The sequence below is a fragment of the Pedobacter sp. R-06 genome (assembly GCF_049913135.1).
In the GTDB taxonomy this organism is placed as follows: Bacteria; Bacteroidota; Bacteroidia; order Sphingobacteriales; family Sphingobacteriaceae; genus Pedobacter.
Genome location: NZ_CP183977.1, coordinates 1,736,886 through 1,753,912, shown reverse-complemented (window position 1 = coordinate 1,753,912; position 17,027 = coordinate 1,736,886). Strand labels below are relative to the sequence as shown.

14 protein-coding genes are annotated in these 17,027 nt (G+C 37.7%); 4 read left to right on the top strand and 10 right to left on the bottom strand.

The annotated features are described in order from the left end of the window. Nucleotides 1-297: 297 nt before the first annotated feature. Both ACN9MR_RS07200 and ACN9MR_RS07195 read right to left on the bottom strand, forming a co-directional pair. Nucleotides 298-690, bottom strand: a complete 393-nt coding sequence (locus ACN9MR_RS07200; protein WP_426328938.1) for a nuclear transport factor 2 family protein — start codon at nucleotides 688-690, stop codon at nucleotides 298-300. Nucleotides 691-802: 112 nt separating this feature from the next. Then, nucleotides 803-2,788, bottom strand: coding sequence for a sialate O-acetylesterase (locus ACN9MR_RS07195; protein WP_426328937.1), 1,986 nt, complete (start codon nucleotides 2,786-2,788; stop codon nucleotides 803-805). Nucleotides 2,789-3,007: 219 nt separating this feature from the next. Here ACN9MR_RS07195 and ACN9MR_RS07190 point away from each other — a divergent pair, with 219 nt between their 5' ends. Together ACN9MR_RS07190 and ACN9MR_RS07185 are read left to right on the top strand one after the other, a co-directional pair. Then, nucleotides 3,008-3,322, top strand: a complete 315-nt coding sequence (locus tag ACN9MR_RS07190) for an RNA recognition motif domain-containing protein (protein ID WP_426328936.1) — start codon at nucleotides 3,008-3,010, stop codon at nucleotides 3,320-3,322. 289 nt (nucleotides 3,323-3,611) lie between these two features. Next, nucleotides 3,612-4,895 (top strand): Na+/H+ antiporter, encoded by a 1,284-nt coding sequence (locus ACN9MR_RS07185; protein ID WP_426328935.1) that lies wholly within the window; start codon nucleotides 3,612-3,614, stop codon nucleotides 4,893-4,895. A gap of 230 nt (nucleotides 4,896-5,125) precedes the next feature. Here the strand turns inward: ACN9MR_RS07185 and ACN9MR_RS07180 are convergent, their stop codons facing one another. Genes ACN9MR_RS07180 through ACN9MR_RS07170 form a run of 3 tightly spaced genes read right to left on the bottom strand, consistent with a single transcriptional unit; the run spans nucleotide 5,126 to nucleotide 9,066 of the window. Next, nucleotides 5,126-6,802, bottom strand: coding sequence for a sodium/sugar symporter (locus ACN9MR_RS07180; RefSeq protein WP_426328934.1), 1,677 nt, complete (start codon nucleotides 6,800-6,802; stop codon nucleotides 5,126-5,128). Between the two features lie 39 nt (nucleotides 6,803-6,841). After that, nucleotides 6,842-7,993, bottom strand: a complete 1,152-nt coding sequence (locus ACN9MR_RS07175) for a galactokinase (protein ID WP_426328933.1) — start codon at nucleotides 7,991-7,993, stop codon at nucleotides 6,842-6,844. 11 nt (nucleotides 7,994-8,004) lie between these two features. Continuing rightward, on the bottom strand, nucleotides 8,005-9,066 hold the full coding sequence (locus tag ACN9MR_RS07170; RefSeq protein WP_426328932.1) for a UDP-glucose--hexose-1-phosphate uridylyltransferase: 1,062 nt from the start codon (nucleotides 9,064-9,066) through the stop codon (nucleotides 8,005-8,007). Nucleotides 9,067-9,226: 160 nt separating this feature from the next. On the opposite strand from ACN9MR_RS07170, the gene ACN9MR_RS07165 reads away from it, so the two are divergent. After that, complete coding sequence (locus ACN9MR_RS07165; RefSeq protein WP_108196800.1) at nucleotides 9,227-9,925, top strand: NUDIX hydrolase; 699 nt, start codon at nucleotides 9,227-9,229, stop codon at nucleotides 9,923-9,925. A 23-nt stretch (nucleotides 9,926-9,948) separates the two neighbouring features. Here ACN9MR_RS07165 and ACN9MR_RS07160 read toward each other — a convergent pair whose 3' ends face one another. Then, nucleotides 9,949-10,719: an SDR family NAD(P)-dependent oxidoreductase gene (locus ACN9MR_RS07160; RefSeq protein ID WP_426328930.1), complete on the bottom strand. Its 771-nt coding sequence runs from the start codon at nucleotides 10,717-10,719 to the stop codon at nucleotides 9,949-9,951. A gap of 180 nt (nucleotides 10,720-10,899) precedes the next feature. Here ACN9MR_RS07160 and ACN9MR_RS07155 point away from each other — a divergent pair, with 180 nt between their 5' ends. Next, the gene (locus ACN9MR_RS07155) at nucleotides 10,900-11,430 is read left to right on the top strand and encodes an OmpA family protein (protein ID WP_426328929.1); all 531 of its coding nucleotides are present in this window, start codon (nucleotides 10,900-10,902) and stop codon (nucleotides 11,428-11,430) included. Nucleotides 11,431-11,588: 158 nt separating this feature from the next. Here ACN9MR_RS07155 and ACN9MR_RS07150 read toward each other — a convergent pair whose 3' ends face one another. The 4 genes from ACN9MR_RS07150 to ACN9MR_RS07135 all read right to left on the bottom strand — a co-directional run bounded on the left by ACN9MR_RS07150 (nucleotide 11,589) and on the right by ACN9MR_RS07135 (nucleotide 17,017). After that, nucleotides 11,589-12,446 carry a glycoside hydrolase family 16 protein gene (locus ACN9MR_RS07150; protein WP_426328928.1) on the bottom strand — a complete coding sequence of 286 codons (858 nt, stop codon included), beginning with the start codon at nucleotides 12,444-12,446 and terminating at the stop codon, nucleotides 11,589-11,591. A gap of 124 nt (nucleotides 12,447-12,570) precedes the next feature. After that, nucleotides 12,571-13,803, bottom strand: a complete 1,233-nt coding sequence (locus tag ACN9MR_RS07145) for a DUF4998 domain-containing protein (protein WP_426328927.1) — start codon at nucleotides 13,801-13,803, stop codon at nucleotides 12,571-12,573. 25 nt (nucleotides 13,804-13,828) lie between these two features. Then, nucleotides 13,829-15,016: a DUF5000 domain-containing lipoprotein gene (locus tag ACN9MR_RS07140; protein ID WP_426328926.1), complete on the bottom strand. Its 1,188-nt coding sequence runs from the start codon at nucleotides 15,014-15,016 to the stop codon at nucleotides 13,829-13,831. 36 nt (nucleotides 15,017-15,052) lie between these two features. Continuing rightward, a complete protein-coding gene (locus ACN9MR_RS07135) occupies nucleotides 15,053-17,017 on the bottom strand; it encodes a RagB/SusD family nutrient uptake outer membrane protein (protein ID WP_426328925.1) in 1,965 nt (654 codons plus the stop codon). Nucleotides 17,018-17,027: the final 10 nt, after the last annotated feature.

The following is a 17,027-nucleotide window of genomic DNA, read 5'->3' as shown; positions in this document are numbered from 1 at the left end:
TTAGTAACCTTATATTCAAACAATTATAAAAAACGCCGTTAAGTTGGCTAAAGTAAGCCTAATCGCTAAGAATAATAAATTGAAAGATAAAAAATTATACAGTTTGCAAAGCCGGAGGTTTACACCAACATTGTGATATACACCTATTTTTAACTCGCCATGGTAAGCATTGGCCTTGTTCGCCCATCAGGTTTTGGTTGAAACTGAGATTAGTTCTATATTAGATCTAGAGAGCGTTAATTTAGAATCGGGGGATAGCCATTGGTTATTCCCCGTTCTTATTTTTAAGCAAATATTTTATACTGAAATGCTTGTACAACTGGCAGAAATTACTTTCCAATCCTCTTTCACTTTACCCCAAACCCTTAACCATTGATATTTGCCGTTAATTAAAATATTTGAATAACTTCCCTTAATAAAAAGACTTGCAGAAACAATAACGATGGATTCAAAAACACGTATTTCCCGTTTGGACACGTTGATTTTAGTGATTTTGATCATGCCACTCCGATACGCATCCAGATCCATCTCCTTATCCAACACATTCCCATACTGATCATGAAAAAGCATTCCATCGGCAAACAATAAATCGAGTGTGTTCAGGTCTGTCCTTTTAAACCCATCTAATAATTTTTCTTCTAGGTCGGCAATCAGGAGAATGGTTTCCTGGTCTGATAAAGTATTTGGCATAATTTCCGGTTAGGCAGTAAAAATATAAAGTAAGCCATAAAGAACAGCGTAACTTTAAATATTGCCTGCATTACACGGATTTAACCACACACATTGCACAAATTTTTATCAATTATTTCTTTGCAAAGGTAAGGCCTTGCCAGGTATCTGTTCTGAATGGTGATGCCGGCAAGCCATCCTTACTAACAAGGTTACACACAGGATTATTTCCCCATGCATAACGAACTGCAACAGGATTTGCTACCTGATCGCTACTTACTATAACCTGATTTCCCTGGATACTTGCTTTGGCCCAATAAAACTTCTTATCTGCTCCGGCGATGGCAAAACCGGTTAGTGTTGCGCCATCTGCGGCTTTTAATCCATTTTCTGTATTGCCAAAATTTAAACGGATCTGTTTTCCTTCTACTTTATTGGATTGATAAACGGGGCCAGAATAGTTTATTTTCTGACCATAGGTTTTAGCCAGGGCAATTAAGGCCAACCTTCTACCTACCTCTTGTTTGTTTTTAGGGTGAATATCTTTTGCATCACCGATATCAATAATGGTCGCCATACCTGTATTTGGCAGTACAAGTGTTTTTTGTTGGGCTTCTCTAAGCTCTGCCCAGGCAGATTCTACAGGCTCGTGATCAATCTGCATGAAATTGGCCAGTTGAACGAAATAGAATGGAAAATCTCCCTGCCCCCATTTCTGGCGCCAATCTTTAATCATCGTTGAAAATAATTCACGGTATTGGTAAGCCCTATCGGCATTACTCTCTCCCTGATACCAAATGGCACCTTTAATTGAAAATTGCAGGTAAGGATGAATCATCGCATTGTACAAAACGGTTGGTCTGTTAGGGCCATTTTCTTCGTAAGGTTTTGCTTCAACATTTTTAAAATCTACCCCCACTTTATATTTCCAGTCGCCAGCTAAAGAAATTTTCTCAGCCGTGTTGTTTGTGAAGCTCAAATCTTTGGCATCACCATATATACCACCGCCACCACCACTATCAAAAACCCTTACGGTTACGGTATTCTCACCTGTTTTAAGCAGGTTTGCAGGTATTGCGTATGTTCTACCAATATTATACCCTACCGTTTCACCTACTTTTACTCCGTTTACGAAGGTGATGTCATTATCATCAATTGTGCCTAGATTAAGCCTGGCTCCGTTTGTTTTCCAGTTTTCGGGGATGTTAACCTTTTTAGTAAACCATACTATACCATCAAAATTTTTAAGTGCTGCGTCCTCCCACAAGGTTGGCAAAGTCATGCTTTTCCAATTTGCAGTTTCCACCAAAGCCCATTTCGCTTCACCAGCCTGATATCCGGAATCTTTCTCACTTGTCATTTTAACCCAAGTCTGCAGTTTTTCTTCGTAAGAAACTGTTGAAGGATTTTTAGCTGATTTTTGGATCTTATCAACTGCAGCAGAAAAATCGGCCATTTTTTTAAGCGATTCGGCACTTGTCCAGGCTTCAGCAATTGTTCCTCCCCAAGAGGTATGGATCAGGCCAATAGGAATTTTAGTTTTTTCATACACTTCGCGGGCAAAGAAATAAGCAGTAGAAGAAAATTCTGCAACATATTTTGGACTACATTCCTGCCATCCGCCATTTGCTACTTTAGCATCGTTTATAGGAAAATTACTGGTAATGTGATCTGCCTGCAATAAACGGATATTTGGATATTTAGCTTCAGCAATTTCTTTTTCGCTATTAAGGATTTTCCCCCAGCCCGCTAAAGGCATTTCCATATTCGACTGGCCTGAGCAAATCCAAACATCACCTATTAATACATTGTTTAGCACCAACAATTCTCCATCAGAAATGGTGATGGAATATGGTCCGCCGTAACCTGGCGTTGCCACTTTAATTTTCCAATTGCCACTGGCATCGGCAATGGCTCCATAATTAATTTTATTCCACGAAACCGTTATCTTAACTGCTTTACCAGCTGTGGCTTTACCCCAAAGGGCAGCATTTGTTTTTTGTTGCAAAACCATATTATCGCTAAATACTGATGGCAATAAAATTTTTGATTGTACCAGTAGCGAACTGAAGAGGAATAATGCGATAATGAGTATAGATTTTAACTTAGAGATGCTCATATTTTAACCTATTTTTTGATGATTAGAAAGCGAATGTACATTTTCTGTCTGTCAACATCAATATATATGTCTGCTCTTCACAAATTTTTGATAAAAATGAAGCAAAATTCATTCAATTAGTTTGGGTAAGAATATCATTTTGCTTATTTTGCAGGTCTAAAAGAACAATTCTGGATTTATGTTTGATTTAACCGGATGTTCTCTCAAATTACTGAATTAATGGTTAAGATTTTTATAGGTGGCCTTCCTGACAATATCCAAGAGATGGATTTGGCAATATTGGTTAGCCTTCATGGTAGGGTAGAAACGATTAAAATTGTTCGCGATAGAGCTACCGGTAAGTGTAAGGGCTATGCTTTTTTAGAAATATACAGTTTACCGGATGCCAAGAATATTGTATCTACCTTAAATGGTGAAACTTTTAAAGGTAATGTAATTACAGTTAAAATATCGGAAGAGGAAAGTACTGCCAAAACAGCAAAACCACAAAACAACCAACCTTTTAAAAGCAAAAGGCCAAGGTTACAGCGTTAGTTTCTTATTAAAGCTTCCCTCGCTTGCGCTGCTATAATTTTCCAGTATCCTAAAAGGTAATGTCTTGTTTCAGCAATTAGTTAGCGTTTCCTTTTTGTTGACCATTAAGAATTGAAGGAAATTAAGGTTTTCTCCTTCAAATTTAAATGCATTTACCACAGTAGAATTCTAAACATCTCCATCGTTTCATTGATTAATTTATTTCGGTCAGAAACTTTTTAATTCAGTTCTAAACCTATATTTTGCAAGCAAGTGTTTCGATCTCTATTAAAAAACGTGTTTTGCAGATATGGAAAATTATGCCATTGTAATATTTATTTTAGCTGTGATGATTGGCCTTTCTGCCATTGCTGATCGAATTAAAATCCCCTATCCTATTTTATTGATTATAGCTGGAATAGCAGTGGGTTTTGTTCCATCTTTACCACCAATTGATATTAATCCTGAAATTATATTTCTGATATTCCTACCACCGTTGCTTTACGATGCTGCTTTTAATATCTCATTCAAGGAATTTAAAACCAATATCAACACCATATTTACATTGGCTATTACACTGGTTTTTATCACCGCTATTGGTATTGCTGTAGTTGCCCACTATATGATTCCTGGGATGAGCTGGCCGTTATCTTTTGTATTAGGTGCAATTCTTTCTGCTACTGATGCAGTTGCTGCCATGAGTATTACCAAAGGACTGGGTTTATCACACAAAACCAATACTATTTTGGAGGGTGAAAGTTTAGTTAACGATGCCTCAGCACTGGTAGCGTATCGTTTTGCAGTTGCCGCCGTAACAGGAACAGCCTTTGTATTTTGGAAAGCATCGCTTGAATTTGCTGTTTTAATGGCTGGCGGATTCTTAATCGGCATGGTGATGTCGAAAATTCTCGCTTTCATTATTAAAAGAATCCATAGTAACCGTTTAGCTACCATTAGTTTTATGTTATTGATGCCTTTTGTTACCTATTTAATTGCAGAACAAGTACATGTTTCTGGTGTTATTGCAGTTGTTATTTTAGGATTGGGTATTTCGAGGTTCAGCAACAAAGTATTTCCGGAGCAACTTAAAAACCAATCTAAAAACATTTGGGACATCATTATCTTTTTATTGAATGGGCTCATTTTCATTTTAATTGGGCTACAATTCCCTTATGTATACAAAAACATTAACAGTGCCGATATTTTACCTTACATAGGTTATTCACTGGTGATTACTATTGTTGCGCTGTTGTTAAGAATGGCCCGGGTTTTCCTACAAAAATTCAATCTTCAAAAAGCCTTTCAGAAAGGAAAACACCGCATTACAGAGGGGGCATTGCTCGATTTCAGGAACAGTTTGATTATCAGTTGGTCGGGCATGAGAGGTATTGTTTCATTGGCCATCGCAATTGGATTACCAGCTACTTTATCGGATGGAAGTGCATTTCCGCAGCGTAATGCTATTATATTTATATCTGTTGTAGTGGTATTGTTTACCTTAATCGGACAAGGACTTACCTTGCCGTGGCTGGTGAAGAAATTGGCTACTGAAGAGGATAAAGGGCAGACTCTAATCACTTCAGGTGACCATTAACATTAAGAAATGAAGGACATTAAGTTTTCTACCTTAAATCTAACACCAATGGTCATGGGCTTAAGAAAATTATTGTAGTGAAAACGAGCTTCTATGGGGTATCGTCGTCTCCGGAGTGGAGAAATCTCTTAACATGGTTCAAAGGTTCCTTTCCGACTTAATTTCGGCGTTATACAAAAAAGGGATAAAATCTAATGACTTTATCCCTTTCCTATTTTATACACTCTCGTTTACCAATATACACTGTAAAGTGCAACCAATAATCCGATAATGATTAAAGCTCCTACTGCAAAACTGGTAGAGGTTTTGAACATTTTAGCATCGATGGCTAATCCTTTAGCTTCTGCCTTAACTTTGTTGCTCGCTAAACTGATGATCACCATACCAAGGATACAGAATACAAATACAAAGCCCATACGATCGAGGAACGGAATTTCATAAACTCCAGCTGCATTTTTAACAGAGAACCCCATTCGTGATAACCATGAAAGGTCTGTAAGTTTAGGTAAGAATTTAAGCAAAATTGACAAACCGAAACCACCGATGGTAGCGAATAGTGCTGCACTTGAGGTTGTTCTTTTCCAAAAGAAACCTAAAATAAACATGGCAAAAATACCTGGGGAAACAAAACCTGTATACTCCTGGATATATTGGAAACCACCTTTTTTATCGATTCCTAAATGTGGTGCAATCAATACGCCAAGAATCATCGCTACAATAATCGAAATCTTACCTGTTGTTACTAAATTTTTCTCAGTAGCATCGGGCTTTAATACTTTCTTATAAATATCCAGCGTAAAAATAGTTGCAATACTATTTGCTTTACCAGCCAAAGAAGCCACCACTGCCGCGGTTAATGCTGCGAACGAAAGTCCTTTTAATCCAGCAGGTAGTAAATTCAGCAATACAGGGTATGCACGATCTGGGTTTACTGATCCATCCTGCAGCATTTCTGCCTGAAAGGCACCATCTTTATATAAAACATAAGCTGCAATACCTGGTAGCACAACAATAATTGGCATTAATAATTTTAAGAATGCAGCAAAAAGAATACCTCCACGGGCAGTCTCCAGGTTAGCACCCAAAGCACGTTGAGTAATGTATTGGTTACAGCCCCAATAATTTAAGTTCACAATCCACATACCACCTACAAGCACACTTAAACCAGGTAAATCGATATAATTTTCATTATCTGGCTTTAAAATCATGTGAAAATGTTCAGAAGCCTTTGAAGTCATTAAACTATAGCCTTCAAAAACACCTGTCGTTCCATAATGAGTAGAAACTAAGTTTAAAGCCAAGTAGGTAGTGGCCAAACCACCCAGAATTAAGAAAAACACCTGGATAACGTCGGTATATCCAATAACTTTCATTCCGCCAAGCGTAATAATAATGGCAAAACCTGCTATGGCGTACATACAGAAACTTAAATCGAAGCCAGAAATACTGCTTACCGCCAAAGCGCCTAAATAAAGGATTGAGGTTAGGTTAACTACAACATAAAGTAATAACCAGAAAACAGCCATAATCATGGCTACCGTTCCGTTATAACGCTGATGTAGGAATTGTGGCATTGTAGCAATTTTGTTTTTCAGGTAAACCGGAATGAAGAATACCGCAACAACCACTAAGGTTAAAGCGCCCATCCATTCGTAGGTTGCAATGGCCAATCCCATTTTAAAGCCTGAACCGCTCATCCCGATAAACTGCTCTGCAGAAATATTAGATGCAATTAATGATGCGCCGATTGCCCACCAGGTTAAAGAGCCTTCAGCAAGAAAATAATCTTTAGAGCCCGTAGATTCTGACTTTTTCTTGTTGTAAATGTAGAGCCCATAAGCGGCCACAATAACGAAGTAAATTGCAAATACAATGTAATCCTTCGTGTCTAATAAGTTATTTTTCATTGATTTATTTTGGTTAGTATACCTTGGGTTATTTAAATTTTAACTGTATAAGCTGGTTCCGTTATCAGTTTGAACGGTGTAGGAACCAAGCTTCAGTCCGAACTGCAATAAATATTCTGAAGATAACGCTTCAATTAAATCAGCAATTTTTTCTTCTTTAACAATATTGATGGTACAACCACCAAAACCACCACCCATCATCCTGGCACCTAACACATAATCAAGAGGTTTAACCGCATCAACCAGGAAATCTAATTCTTTACAGCTTACTTCGTAATCTTTGCTTAAGCCCTCATGGGTTTCGAACATCAGCTTACCCAAACCATGCAGATTACCATTTTCCAGTTGCTCTGCAGCGGTTAATAAACGACCGATTTCTTTCACTACAAAACTACATTTGGTATAAACATCCAGATCTTTTGGCTTAACATGGGTTTCTAACATGGTTAAATCTACATCACGAAGGGTGTTTACATTTGGATAATGCTCCTTTACCCAGGTAACACCTTGTTCACACTGTGACCTTCTTTTGTTGTAAGCAGAATCGGCAAGTGCATGTTTTACATTCGTATTTAAAAGCAAAAGTTTATAGCCATCTAATTTTAATGGGATGTAAATGTGTTTCATTGATCTGCAATCGAGCATAATGGCCTGATCTTTCTTACCAAATACAGAGGCAAACTGATCCATAATACCACAGTTAACGCCAGCAAAAGTCTGTTCTGCTTTTTGTGCAATCAATGCGATATCCATTTTCGGAACGGAAAGCGAAAAAAGTTGATCGAGCGCAAAGCCAGTAGCACATTCAACAGCCGCAGACGATGATAGACCAGCGCCCAAAGGCACATCTCCATCGATATAAAAATTAAAGCCACCCAACCGATGGCCTCTTTCTTTTAACTGATCGGCAACGCCTAAAATGTAATTGGCCCAACTGTTCTCTGATTTTTTCAGGGTTTTTATCGATGAAATATCAAATTGCTGATAACTCTCCGAAAATAAATGTATTTCATCATCTTCTCTTTTCGATATGGCTACATAAATGGCCTTATCAATAGCGGCAGGCATTACAAAGCCCCCATTGTAATCGGTATGTTCGCCAATAATATTTATTCTTCCTGGCGAACGCACTAAAATAGGCTCAGCGTTGAAAAGTTTTTTAAATGTATTTTTTAAATGTTGTGCATTCATTATTTAATATTTTAGCCTTCAGTTTTATTGATTTTATAGTGTGTTACAGACATTTCTTTTAAACGATTAGCGGCAAACTCTGGGGTAATATCGCGTTGAGGATTGGCCAACATTTCGTAACCTACCATAAATTTTTTAACTGATGCCGAGCGCAACAACGGTGGGTAAAAATGCATATGCCAGTGCCATTCAGGGCAATAGCCGTTGTTTACTGGTGCCTGATGCATACCGGCTGAATATGGAAAAGAGGTCTCGAACAGGTTATCATATTTGGTTGTTAGTACCTTAATGGCTTCAGCTAACGACTTCTTCTCAACCTCTGTAAACAATTTAATGCTATTTACATGGCGTTTACTGATAATCATGGTTTCGTAAGGCCAAACCGCCCAAAAAGGTACAAGTACCACAAAATGATCGTTTTCGAATACAATACGCTCTTTTTTCTTTTGCTCCAGTTTTAAGTAATCGCTAAGCAAACTTCTTCTGTGAATAGCATAGTATGTTTTCTGACGTTCGGTTTCTTTGGCAATTTCTAATGGAATGTCGCTCTGCGACCAGATCTGACCATGTGGGTGTGGATTACTACAGCCCATTATTTCGCCTTTATTTTCGAAAATCTGAATGTATTTGATCCAATCATTTGCGGCAAGACTATTAAATTCATTTTGCCAAACATTTACCACAGCAGTTATGGCTTCGACACTCATTTCGGGAAGTGTGAGGTTGTGTTTCGGACTAAAACTGATCACCCTGCAAAGTCCTCTCTGATTATTAGCTACCAACAAGTCATCTTCATTCATATCGCCAGCAGGTGTATCTTCAAGCAACGCAGCAAAATCATTGTTAAAAACAAAGCTTTCGGTATATTCTGGATTACTATCGCCATCTGCCCTGCCATTACCAGGACATAAATAACATTTAGGATCATATTCCGGGCGATTATCTGGCGTTATATCTTCAACCTTACCCTGCCAAGGCCTTTTAGTACGGTGCGGAGAAACTAAAACCCATTCGCCAGTTAATATATTTAACCTGGTGTGTGGATTACTATCGAGTTCGAATGTTTGGTTCATTTTTATTTTCAATTGGTTAGAGAAAAGAAAGCAATTAGCTCAATCTATCTAAGCCGCCAAATTATAAAATTATTATTAATTGTCAAAACGACAATTAATAATAATTTTTATTTTCGTGAAAATTTGAACATATTAAGCCCATTAAAATTTCGGATAAAAAATGATTGAATATTCTAGGCAGCCACATTATCTTGTTGCTGTTGACTGCATCGTATTTGGATTTGATGGCGAACACCTTAAAATTCTGTTGGTTAAGCGGGGTTTGGAACCCGAAATAAACAAATGGAGTTTAATGGGGGGCTTTGTGGGTGCTGATGAAAGTCCGGACGATGCAGCGAACAGGGTACTCAAAAAAATGACGGGTTTGGAAGGTGTTTACCTGGAGCAGATGCAGATTTATGGAGAACCTGGCCGCGACCCAATTGAAAGAACACTTTCTGTTGGATATTTTGCCCTCATTGATATCCACAAATATGAGGCACAGTTAAATGATGATTACGAAGCTGAATGGTTTTTGATCAACGATCGGCCAAAACTTATTTTTGATCATAACCAAATGGTTGCCGATGCCCGAAAAAAATTAAGGTACAAGGCTGCCCTCCATCCTATTTTATTTGAAATGCTCCCTAAAAAATTCACTATCCCACAATTGCATATTCTTTTTGAGGAAGTAAACGATACTAAAATCGATACCAGAAATTTCAGCCGTAAAATTACGTCGACTGGACTATTGATCAAGCTGGCCGAAAAAGATAGAACAGGTTCTAAAAAAGGGGCATTTTATTTTAAACTAGATAAGAAGAAATACAGTGCTAATTCGCAGGCATTCTTAAACTTAATGCCAAATTTAAAGGTTTAAAATAAATTCATCACAAGATTAGCCTATTGTTCTTCATAATGATAGGTTAATCCTCCATCTACAAAATAAGTTGATCCTGTTACATAAGCGGCATCATCAGAAGCAAGGAAAGCTACTATTGCTGCAACATCTTCTACCTTACCCATTCGTTTTAAGGGAATATTTTGAAGTACTTTTTCCAGCTGTTGTTTATTATTCAATAAATCCTGATTAATCGGCGTTGAAACAGCTCCTGGTGCTACGTTGTTAATCCTGATATTAAACTGGGCTAATTCTGAAGCAAGGTTTCTGGTTAACATCTTTAAGCCTCCTTTACTTGCACAGTAAGCGGCAAAATGTGGAAATGCGATTTCTTCGTGTACAGAACTCATATTGATTACTGTTCCAGCTACCTTACTTTTTCTACAGTAATTTACAAACGATTGGATGCTAAAAAAAACACCTTTTAAATTTGTATTCATGATCAGGTCGTAATCTTCTTCTGTAACTTCCCAAAAGCTGGCTTTTTTTTCTACGCCTGCATTATTTACCAAAATATCTAAATGGCCGAATACTGCTACGGCATCGGTTACCAATTTAGAGGCTTCTTTGGCTTTACTTAAATCGGCTTTCAAAAAAGCTGCTTTTCTACCCATATTTTGTATTTCTGTAATAAGTTTTTCGCCCCTTTCATCAAACTTATGGCCATTTAAAATAATATCACAGCCATCTTTGGCCAATCTTAAGGCACATGCAGCACCAATTCCCTGACTGCTTCCGGTAATTAAAGCAATTTTGTTTTCAAAACGATCCATATTAAAATGTTATAATACATTAAAGGAAATTGATATGAATATGTTTGAGTAAAACTGAAGTTAAATTAGACGGATTAACCTATTAAATATAACTTCTTCAAAAAAACACCGTTATAGCTGTAATCATTTATTAGTATGTTTGGACAACAAACACACAATAAACTTAAATTAATATTAAACATGAACATTACCAAAAACCTTTTATTTACTACGCTCCTAGCTTTATTTACCCTTACAATGTACTCTTGTAAAACAAAAAAACTGGTGGCAAAACCTGCTCCCGCACCTGTTGAAAAGCCAGCACCACCAGTAGAGGAGAAAAAACCTGCGCCTGCCCCAGAGAAAGAAGAAGCTCCGGCACCCGCTGAAAAACCCAACTTCAACTTAGACAATATCCAGTTTGAGTTTAATTCGTTTGTACTTAAAACATCATCATTCTCTATCTTGGATAAAGCAGTGGCGGAAATGAAAAAATCGCCAAGTACAAAATTTATTCTTAACGGCCATTCATCTGCCGAAGGTACACCAGACCACAATATGCAACTTTCTATTGACCGCGCAAATGCCGTAAAATCGTACTTTATAAACGCAGGTTTAAACGGAAATAATTTCACTGTTGTTGGTCATGGAGAGAAAGAGCCCATTAGCAGCAATACGAGCGAAGAAGGTAGAATACTGAACAGAAGAACTGAAATAAAAGTTCAGAACTAATGCTTAAAAACATAATAGAAAGAGCCATGATTTAATTTCCATGGCTCTTTTTCTATTTAGACCCAGCAAGTTTTTACAATCTGTGAGGTTTATCATTTTGCCCCTCGACAGGTAGGTCTGCATTACGATTCCCAGTCAAGCTGAGAATGACGAACCACTTATTTCTGATATACCCTAACGTAATCGATTTCCATCCTATTGGGGAATTTAGTATTGTTTAACGAACCACCGTTCATACCACCCATTGCCAGATCGAACAAAATGTAATGTTGCTGTTTAAAAGGATGAAAATCTGAACCGTCATCATTTTTAAGGTCGCTCAAATTGGTTTTATTCAGAAGCATTCCATCTACAGATAAACTAATGGCCTCGCTATCCCAGTCCATGCGCCATGTATGAAATTCGGCTGCCCATTTTTTTCTACCCAATTCGGTTACGGATTTTGTATTACTAAACCATTTCGCCTTTTTATCGGGTCCTAAACTTGCGATATTGGCCAATAATTTTCCCCGGTAATACTCCATAATATCGATTTCACCGTTTGCAGGCCAGCGGCCTTTTAAGCCCAGTGTCCAAAATGCCGGCCAAAGTCCATCTGAAATATCGATCTTTCCTCTCATTTCGAATCGACCATACTGCCAGCTTTGTAAACCTTTAGTAATGATACAGGCAGAAGTATATTCAATATTTTTTGGTTTTTTACGCCATTCGTTGCTGCCTTCTACATATAGCGGATTAGGTTTTACTTCTTTCCGTGCTTCGATAATCAACTTACCACCTTTGCAGAAAGCATTTTCGGGCTGATACCATTGTAGCTCTTCGTTACGGACGAAACCTTTCTCATAATCCCAATTGACTGGATCGGGAGCACCATTTTTGTTAAATTCATCACTCCAAACAAGTTTATAGCCTTCCTTAACATAAGCATTTGAAAAATTCTGATGCTTGTTTATAGCACAGGATTGGATGAAAATGGCTAGAAATAAAACAAAACTAATCTGAATTCTATTTTGCATAGATGATTTCTTTGATCGACTAATTTAATGATAACAGTAAAAAAAATGACTATGCTTTGTAGAAATCAGCATTAGCAATCTTTAAATTTTACTTCTTCCGATTGCTAATGCGCTATAATACTTACTATAAATAATTGATTTTATAGAGTTTAACTGATGCTATCTTTGCATATTGCCCGGTACTGCCTGTACCCGTTAACGATGCAGCAAAACCTAAAGAAACCTGTTTTGACTGAAGCAGTTCAAAATTAAGTGTCTTACTTTCCAGATTAGAAAAGGCAATACTTGAACTTGTGATATTTGCTACATTCGGTATAGTAGTTCCTTCTGCAACGGTAAGGTACCTAGATCCGCCTGCGTTAAAATCAGTCATTACGATTTCAAAACGATAATTACCAGCTGGAAGATTAACTGTTTGATATATTTTACCATCAGTAACATTAGGCAATCCCCAACCTGCTTCGAGTGATATGTAACCGACGTTACTTTTCTTCTCATACCCACCGAAACCACTTGCATTTTTTACAGATGCACTTGTAATCCAATCGCTTAAAATACCCCATCTGTTGGCACTGTTAATGGATGAAAAGCTTACGTTAGGACCAACATTTTTTAAATATGTTGAGGTTACATCTACTTTAATAAACTTTGGAATATATAAACTTGTATAATCGGTATAAAATGTATCAACACTTAAAGTGTCGGGCAAGAATAGCGTGCGATATTTAATCGTCCCTTTTTCTTTAAAATTTGTCAAGGTAAAGTTGTTTGTGTTAATCGGTATCCTTACCGTTTTGTCGACATTAGCATTATCAGTATAAATCACCTCTGTAGCGAACACTCCACTTACCCTGTCCATTCCACCCAACTCCAGTGCTGTTACCCCATTTTCATTTGTAAATGCCGAATTTATTGCTCTATTCGATAGAGTACCCTGATATCGATCTCCATATACCCTACCCGTTTTATATACCGGAATAGATTTATTACCCGCACCGTCGTAAGTGTAAATGATGAAATTTTGCACCCCTTCTTTCATGTTGTTAACGAAGAATTTAAGGGTATCAACATTTGGTGTTCGAGTGACCGGAATAATTACCGAATCGGCCTTGTTGTTCCAATACACTACACATTTTTTTACTTTCGGATCTGCAATAAACAGACCGTTTATTAATACACGATACTTACCAGAATTGATTTTGACAGAATCTAACTTACCTGTGTATGAGATCTCTCCACCTTCAATAAACTTTTTGTAATCGTCTTTTTTAGTACAAGCAGCTATTGCCGTAATTATTAAAAGAGCTACTCCTAATAGACATAGCCGTATGTTAATTTTTTTAGAAATTCTTTTCATCTTAATTTTATTTAGCGTTATCATATTACCTAGGATCACCATAAAGCTGAATTTCTCCAATAGCCATAAATGTTGTTCCTTGCCAGTTTTTTAAACTTTTAATACGGATGTATCGTACTTTAGGGATACCGGCATCGAAAGTATAGTTTAAGCCTGCGGCACCGGTGGTATTATCTTCTGCGGTATTAACGCCATAGGCACTACCTGATGGTTTTATAGATTTAAATGTGCCTAACTTGGTCCAGTTTGTAAAACTACCATCTGACGGTGGATTATCTGTTCCCCATACCTCAAAGTCTAACAAGTTACCGCCATAATAATAGGTACGGCCATTTAGATACTCAGGATAATCCCATATTACGATGCGGCTTAATGAAGATAGTTTACCAATATCAAAGGAAACCCATTGAGGAGTTAAAACTCCGGAGCTCGTCATTAATACCCTTGGCCAGCCATTTGTATCTCCATCCCACATACCAGCAATTGAAGTTGAGGTATTCAAGGCCACATCGCTTGGCAATGTAACGGCCTTATAACCCGATTTTGGAATAACTGCTTCATAAAGCGGTGTTAATGTAGTGTATAAGGTATCGCTATAGTTTAACCACCTATCTCTAATGGTAATGGCAAACTTGCGTTCAATAGGATCATATCCTCTTATCGCCTGGTCTATATCTACAATTGAGGTGTAAATATTTTTAGAAGTGGGTACAAGTTTACCTTTACTATCTTCTGTTAAGATCTCTATCGCCAAATCTGCTTTAGCAATGTTTTTTGCTGTAAATCTTAATCCTCCAAAATCGGCCTGCGCTTTAATACTTCTAAACACTCCCCAAATCGGATTTTCGAGGGGTTTTACCTTTACACTTACCGGAGCAGACTCTATTTCGCTTCTTGTAACTGCATAAAGTTTTACTTCATGTTCTTCTGTATCTCCAAAACCTTCCACCTTTAAAGTATTTCCGTAATAAGAAGCTTTTACTTCCATTACGCGCCCTGAGGCCAGGGTATAAACAGCTTTTACATAAAGCAGATTATTATTGTTGGGCACTGCATAAGTTAAAGTTGCATTACCTGGCCCAGCAACCCATTTCACATTAGAAACGGCACCTGGTACATCTGTATTTTTTTCGAGGGGTTCAAGTTCATCAACCTTACAACCTGCAACTAAAATTATCAGAGTTGATAATAATAGTGCAAAATTTAATTTCATTGTGTTCATATTTGAAAATGTTATTTGGTTTACAAATTACCAACCTGGATTTTGAACCAGTTTGGGATTTACAGTGATATCATAATTTCTAATTGGCGCCAAATAATCGCGTGGAGCAACAAAATTTTGTGTATAAATCGTTCTTACTCTATAATAATCTAAGGTATTGGCCTGAAAAACACTCCAACCTGTTATAGCCTGATTGAATACTTCGCCTGCTTTCTTCCACCTTTTCATATCCCAATAGCGACTGCCTTCGAAAGCGAGCTCAATTCCTCTTTCCTGGTGGATAATTTCTCTCAAACCGTCTTTGGTTGTTGGTTTATTAGGATTATTGGAAAAACTATTCCACGATTCTACCACACCTGCCAAACCTGCCCGTTTTCGAATTCGATCTACATATTCGAAAACATCATTTACGGGCCCTTGACTCTCGTTTAAGGCTTCTGCATACATGAGATATAAATCTGCCAGTCGTATTTGTGGCCAAGGATAATCGCGATAGGAAACACCATTGGTGCTGTTCGTCATGTTCCAGTCTACCAATTTTTTAATATAGTAACCCGTTTCATTGTAAAAGCCAACGTGTGTAGCTCCTGCTAACTGGGTGTATTTCCCTTCAACAACCCATGTATTCTCATCAGAGTTAGAAGGGCTATCATATTTGTACCAAACGCCACCATCAAAACCAAGAGCAGCATAAAAGCGTGGTTCGCGATCAAAGTTTACGCGGGCAGTTTCATAACCAACTTTTACATAAAAGCGTTCTTTATCTACAGCAGTTCTTAAACTGTATCTATTCGAAAAGTTTAATACCTTGTCTTCATTAATAGGCACTCCATTGCTTGAATAAAACATTTCGGCAATTTTAAGCGGAGCGGCCAACTGCATTCTTGCATCACCGCTTGCCCCACCCGAAGCAAGTTTAGGCATAGCTACCCGTTGTAGCATATCTGCCCTAGTGTTTGGGTTTGCCCAAACATGTTCGACATTCCATCGTTCGGTAATCGAACTCCTTAATGTTAATTGCAAGTTCGTGGTATCGGAAAGTTTAAAGGTGGATCCTGGAAACTTGTATAATGCAGCACCTGCTTGTTCCGCAGCATCAATGGCTACCTTAGCAGCATCAGCAGCACTTTTCCATTTAGCAGCACTATAAGCCGCTGGAATTAGATTTACACCATCGTGGTCTTTGAAACTGGCATAATCCTGATTACCGTTAAATAACGGACTAGCTGCAAGTAATAATAGTTTGGCCTTTACTGCCAAGGCTATGGGTCTGGTTATTCTTCCCAACTCTGTAGTCCTGTCTGTAATAATCGGTGGCAGATTCGTTGTAGATTCATCTATCAATCCAGAAATATAAGCCACACATTCATCAAATGGTTTACGTTTAATCCGTACATCATCTTCTGGAGCACTGATATCTATATTCTGATCTACTAACGGAATCGGCCCATACATCCGTAACAGGTAATAATGGTAATACGCTTTTAAGAAAGTAACCTCGGCTATCCAACGGGCACGCTCGTCGGGTCTTAAGTCTCTCACTTTACTTTCATCTTTTACATTTTCTAAAAAGATATTACAATTTCTTATCCCTTTCCATAAACCATAATTATCGCCTGGTCCTCCGCCTTGATAATTACCATTCCATGCATTCATATAGGGATTGGCAGCATTTTGTCCGCCCCTTGCACCGCGCCAAGCATAAGATACAAAATCCCATTCCTGAGTTGGAACCCAAAGTTCATCGCCAGAAAGTAAACCTACGTTATATAAGGGATCGCCGTCTTTCGGCAAAAAGGAATAGCAGGTAAACAGGTACTTTTCTGCTTCCGTTCTCATGGTGAAAGCATTATCTATGGTAGCAACGTTATCGGGTACTATATCTAAGTATTTTTTACATGCTGACATGGTACATATAGCACTTGCAAAACACAATGTGATAAGTATGTCCCTAACGCTATCTTTTATTTTATTTATCGTTATATTTTTCATTTTATTATCG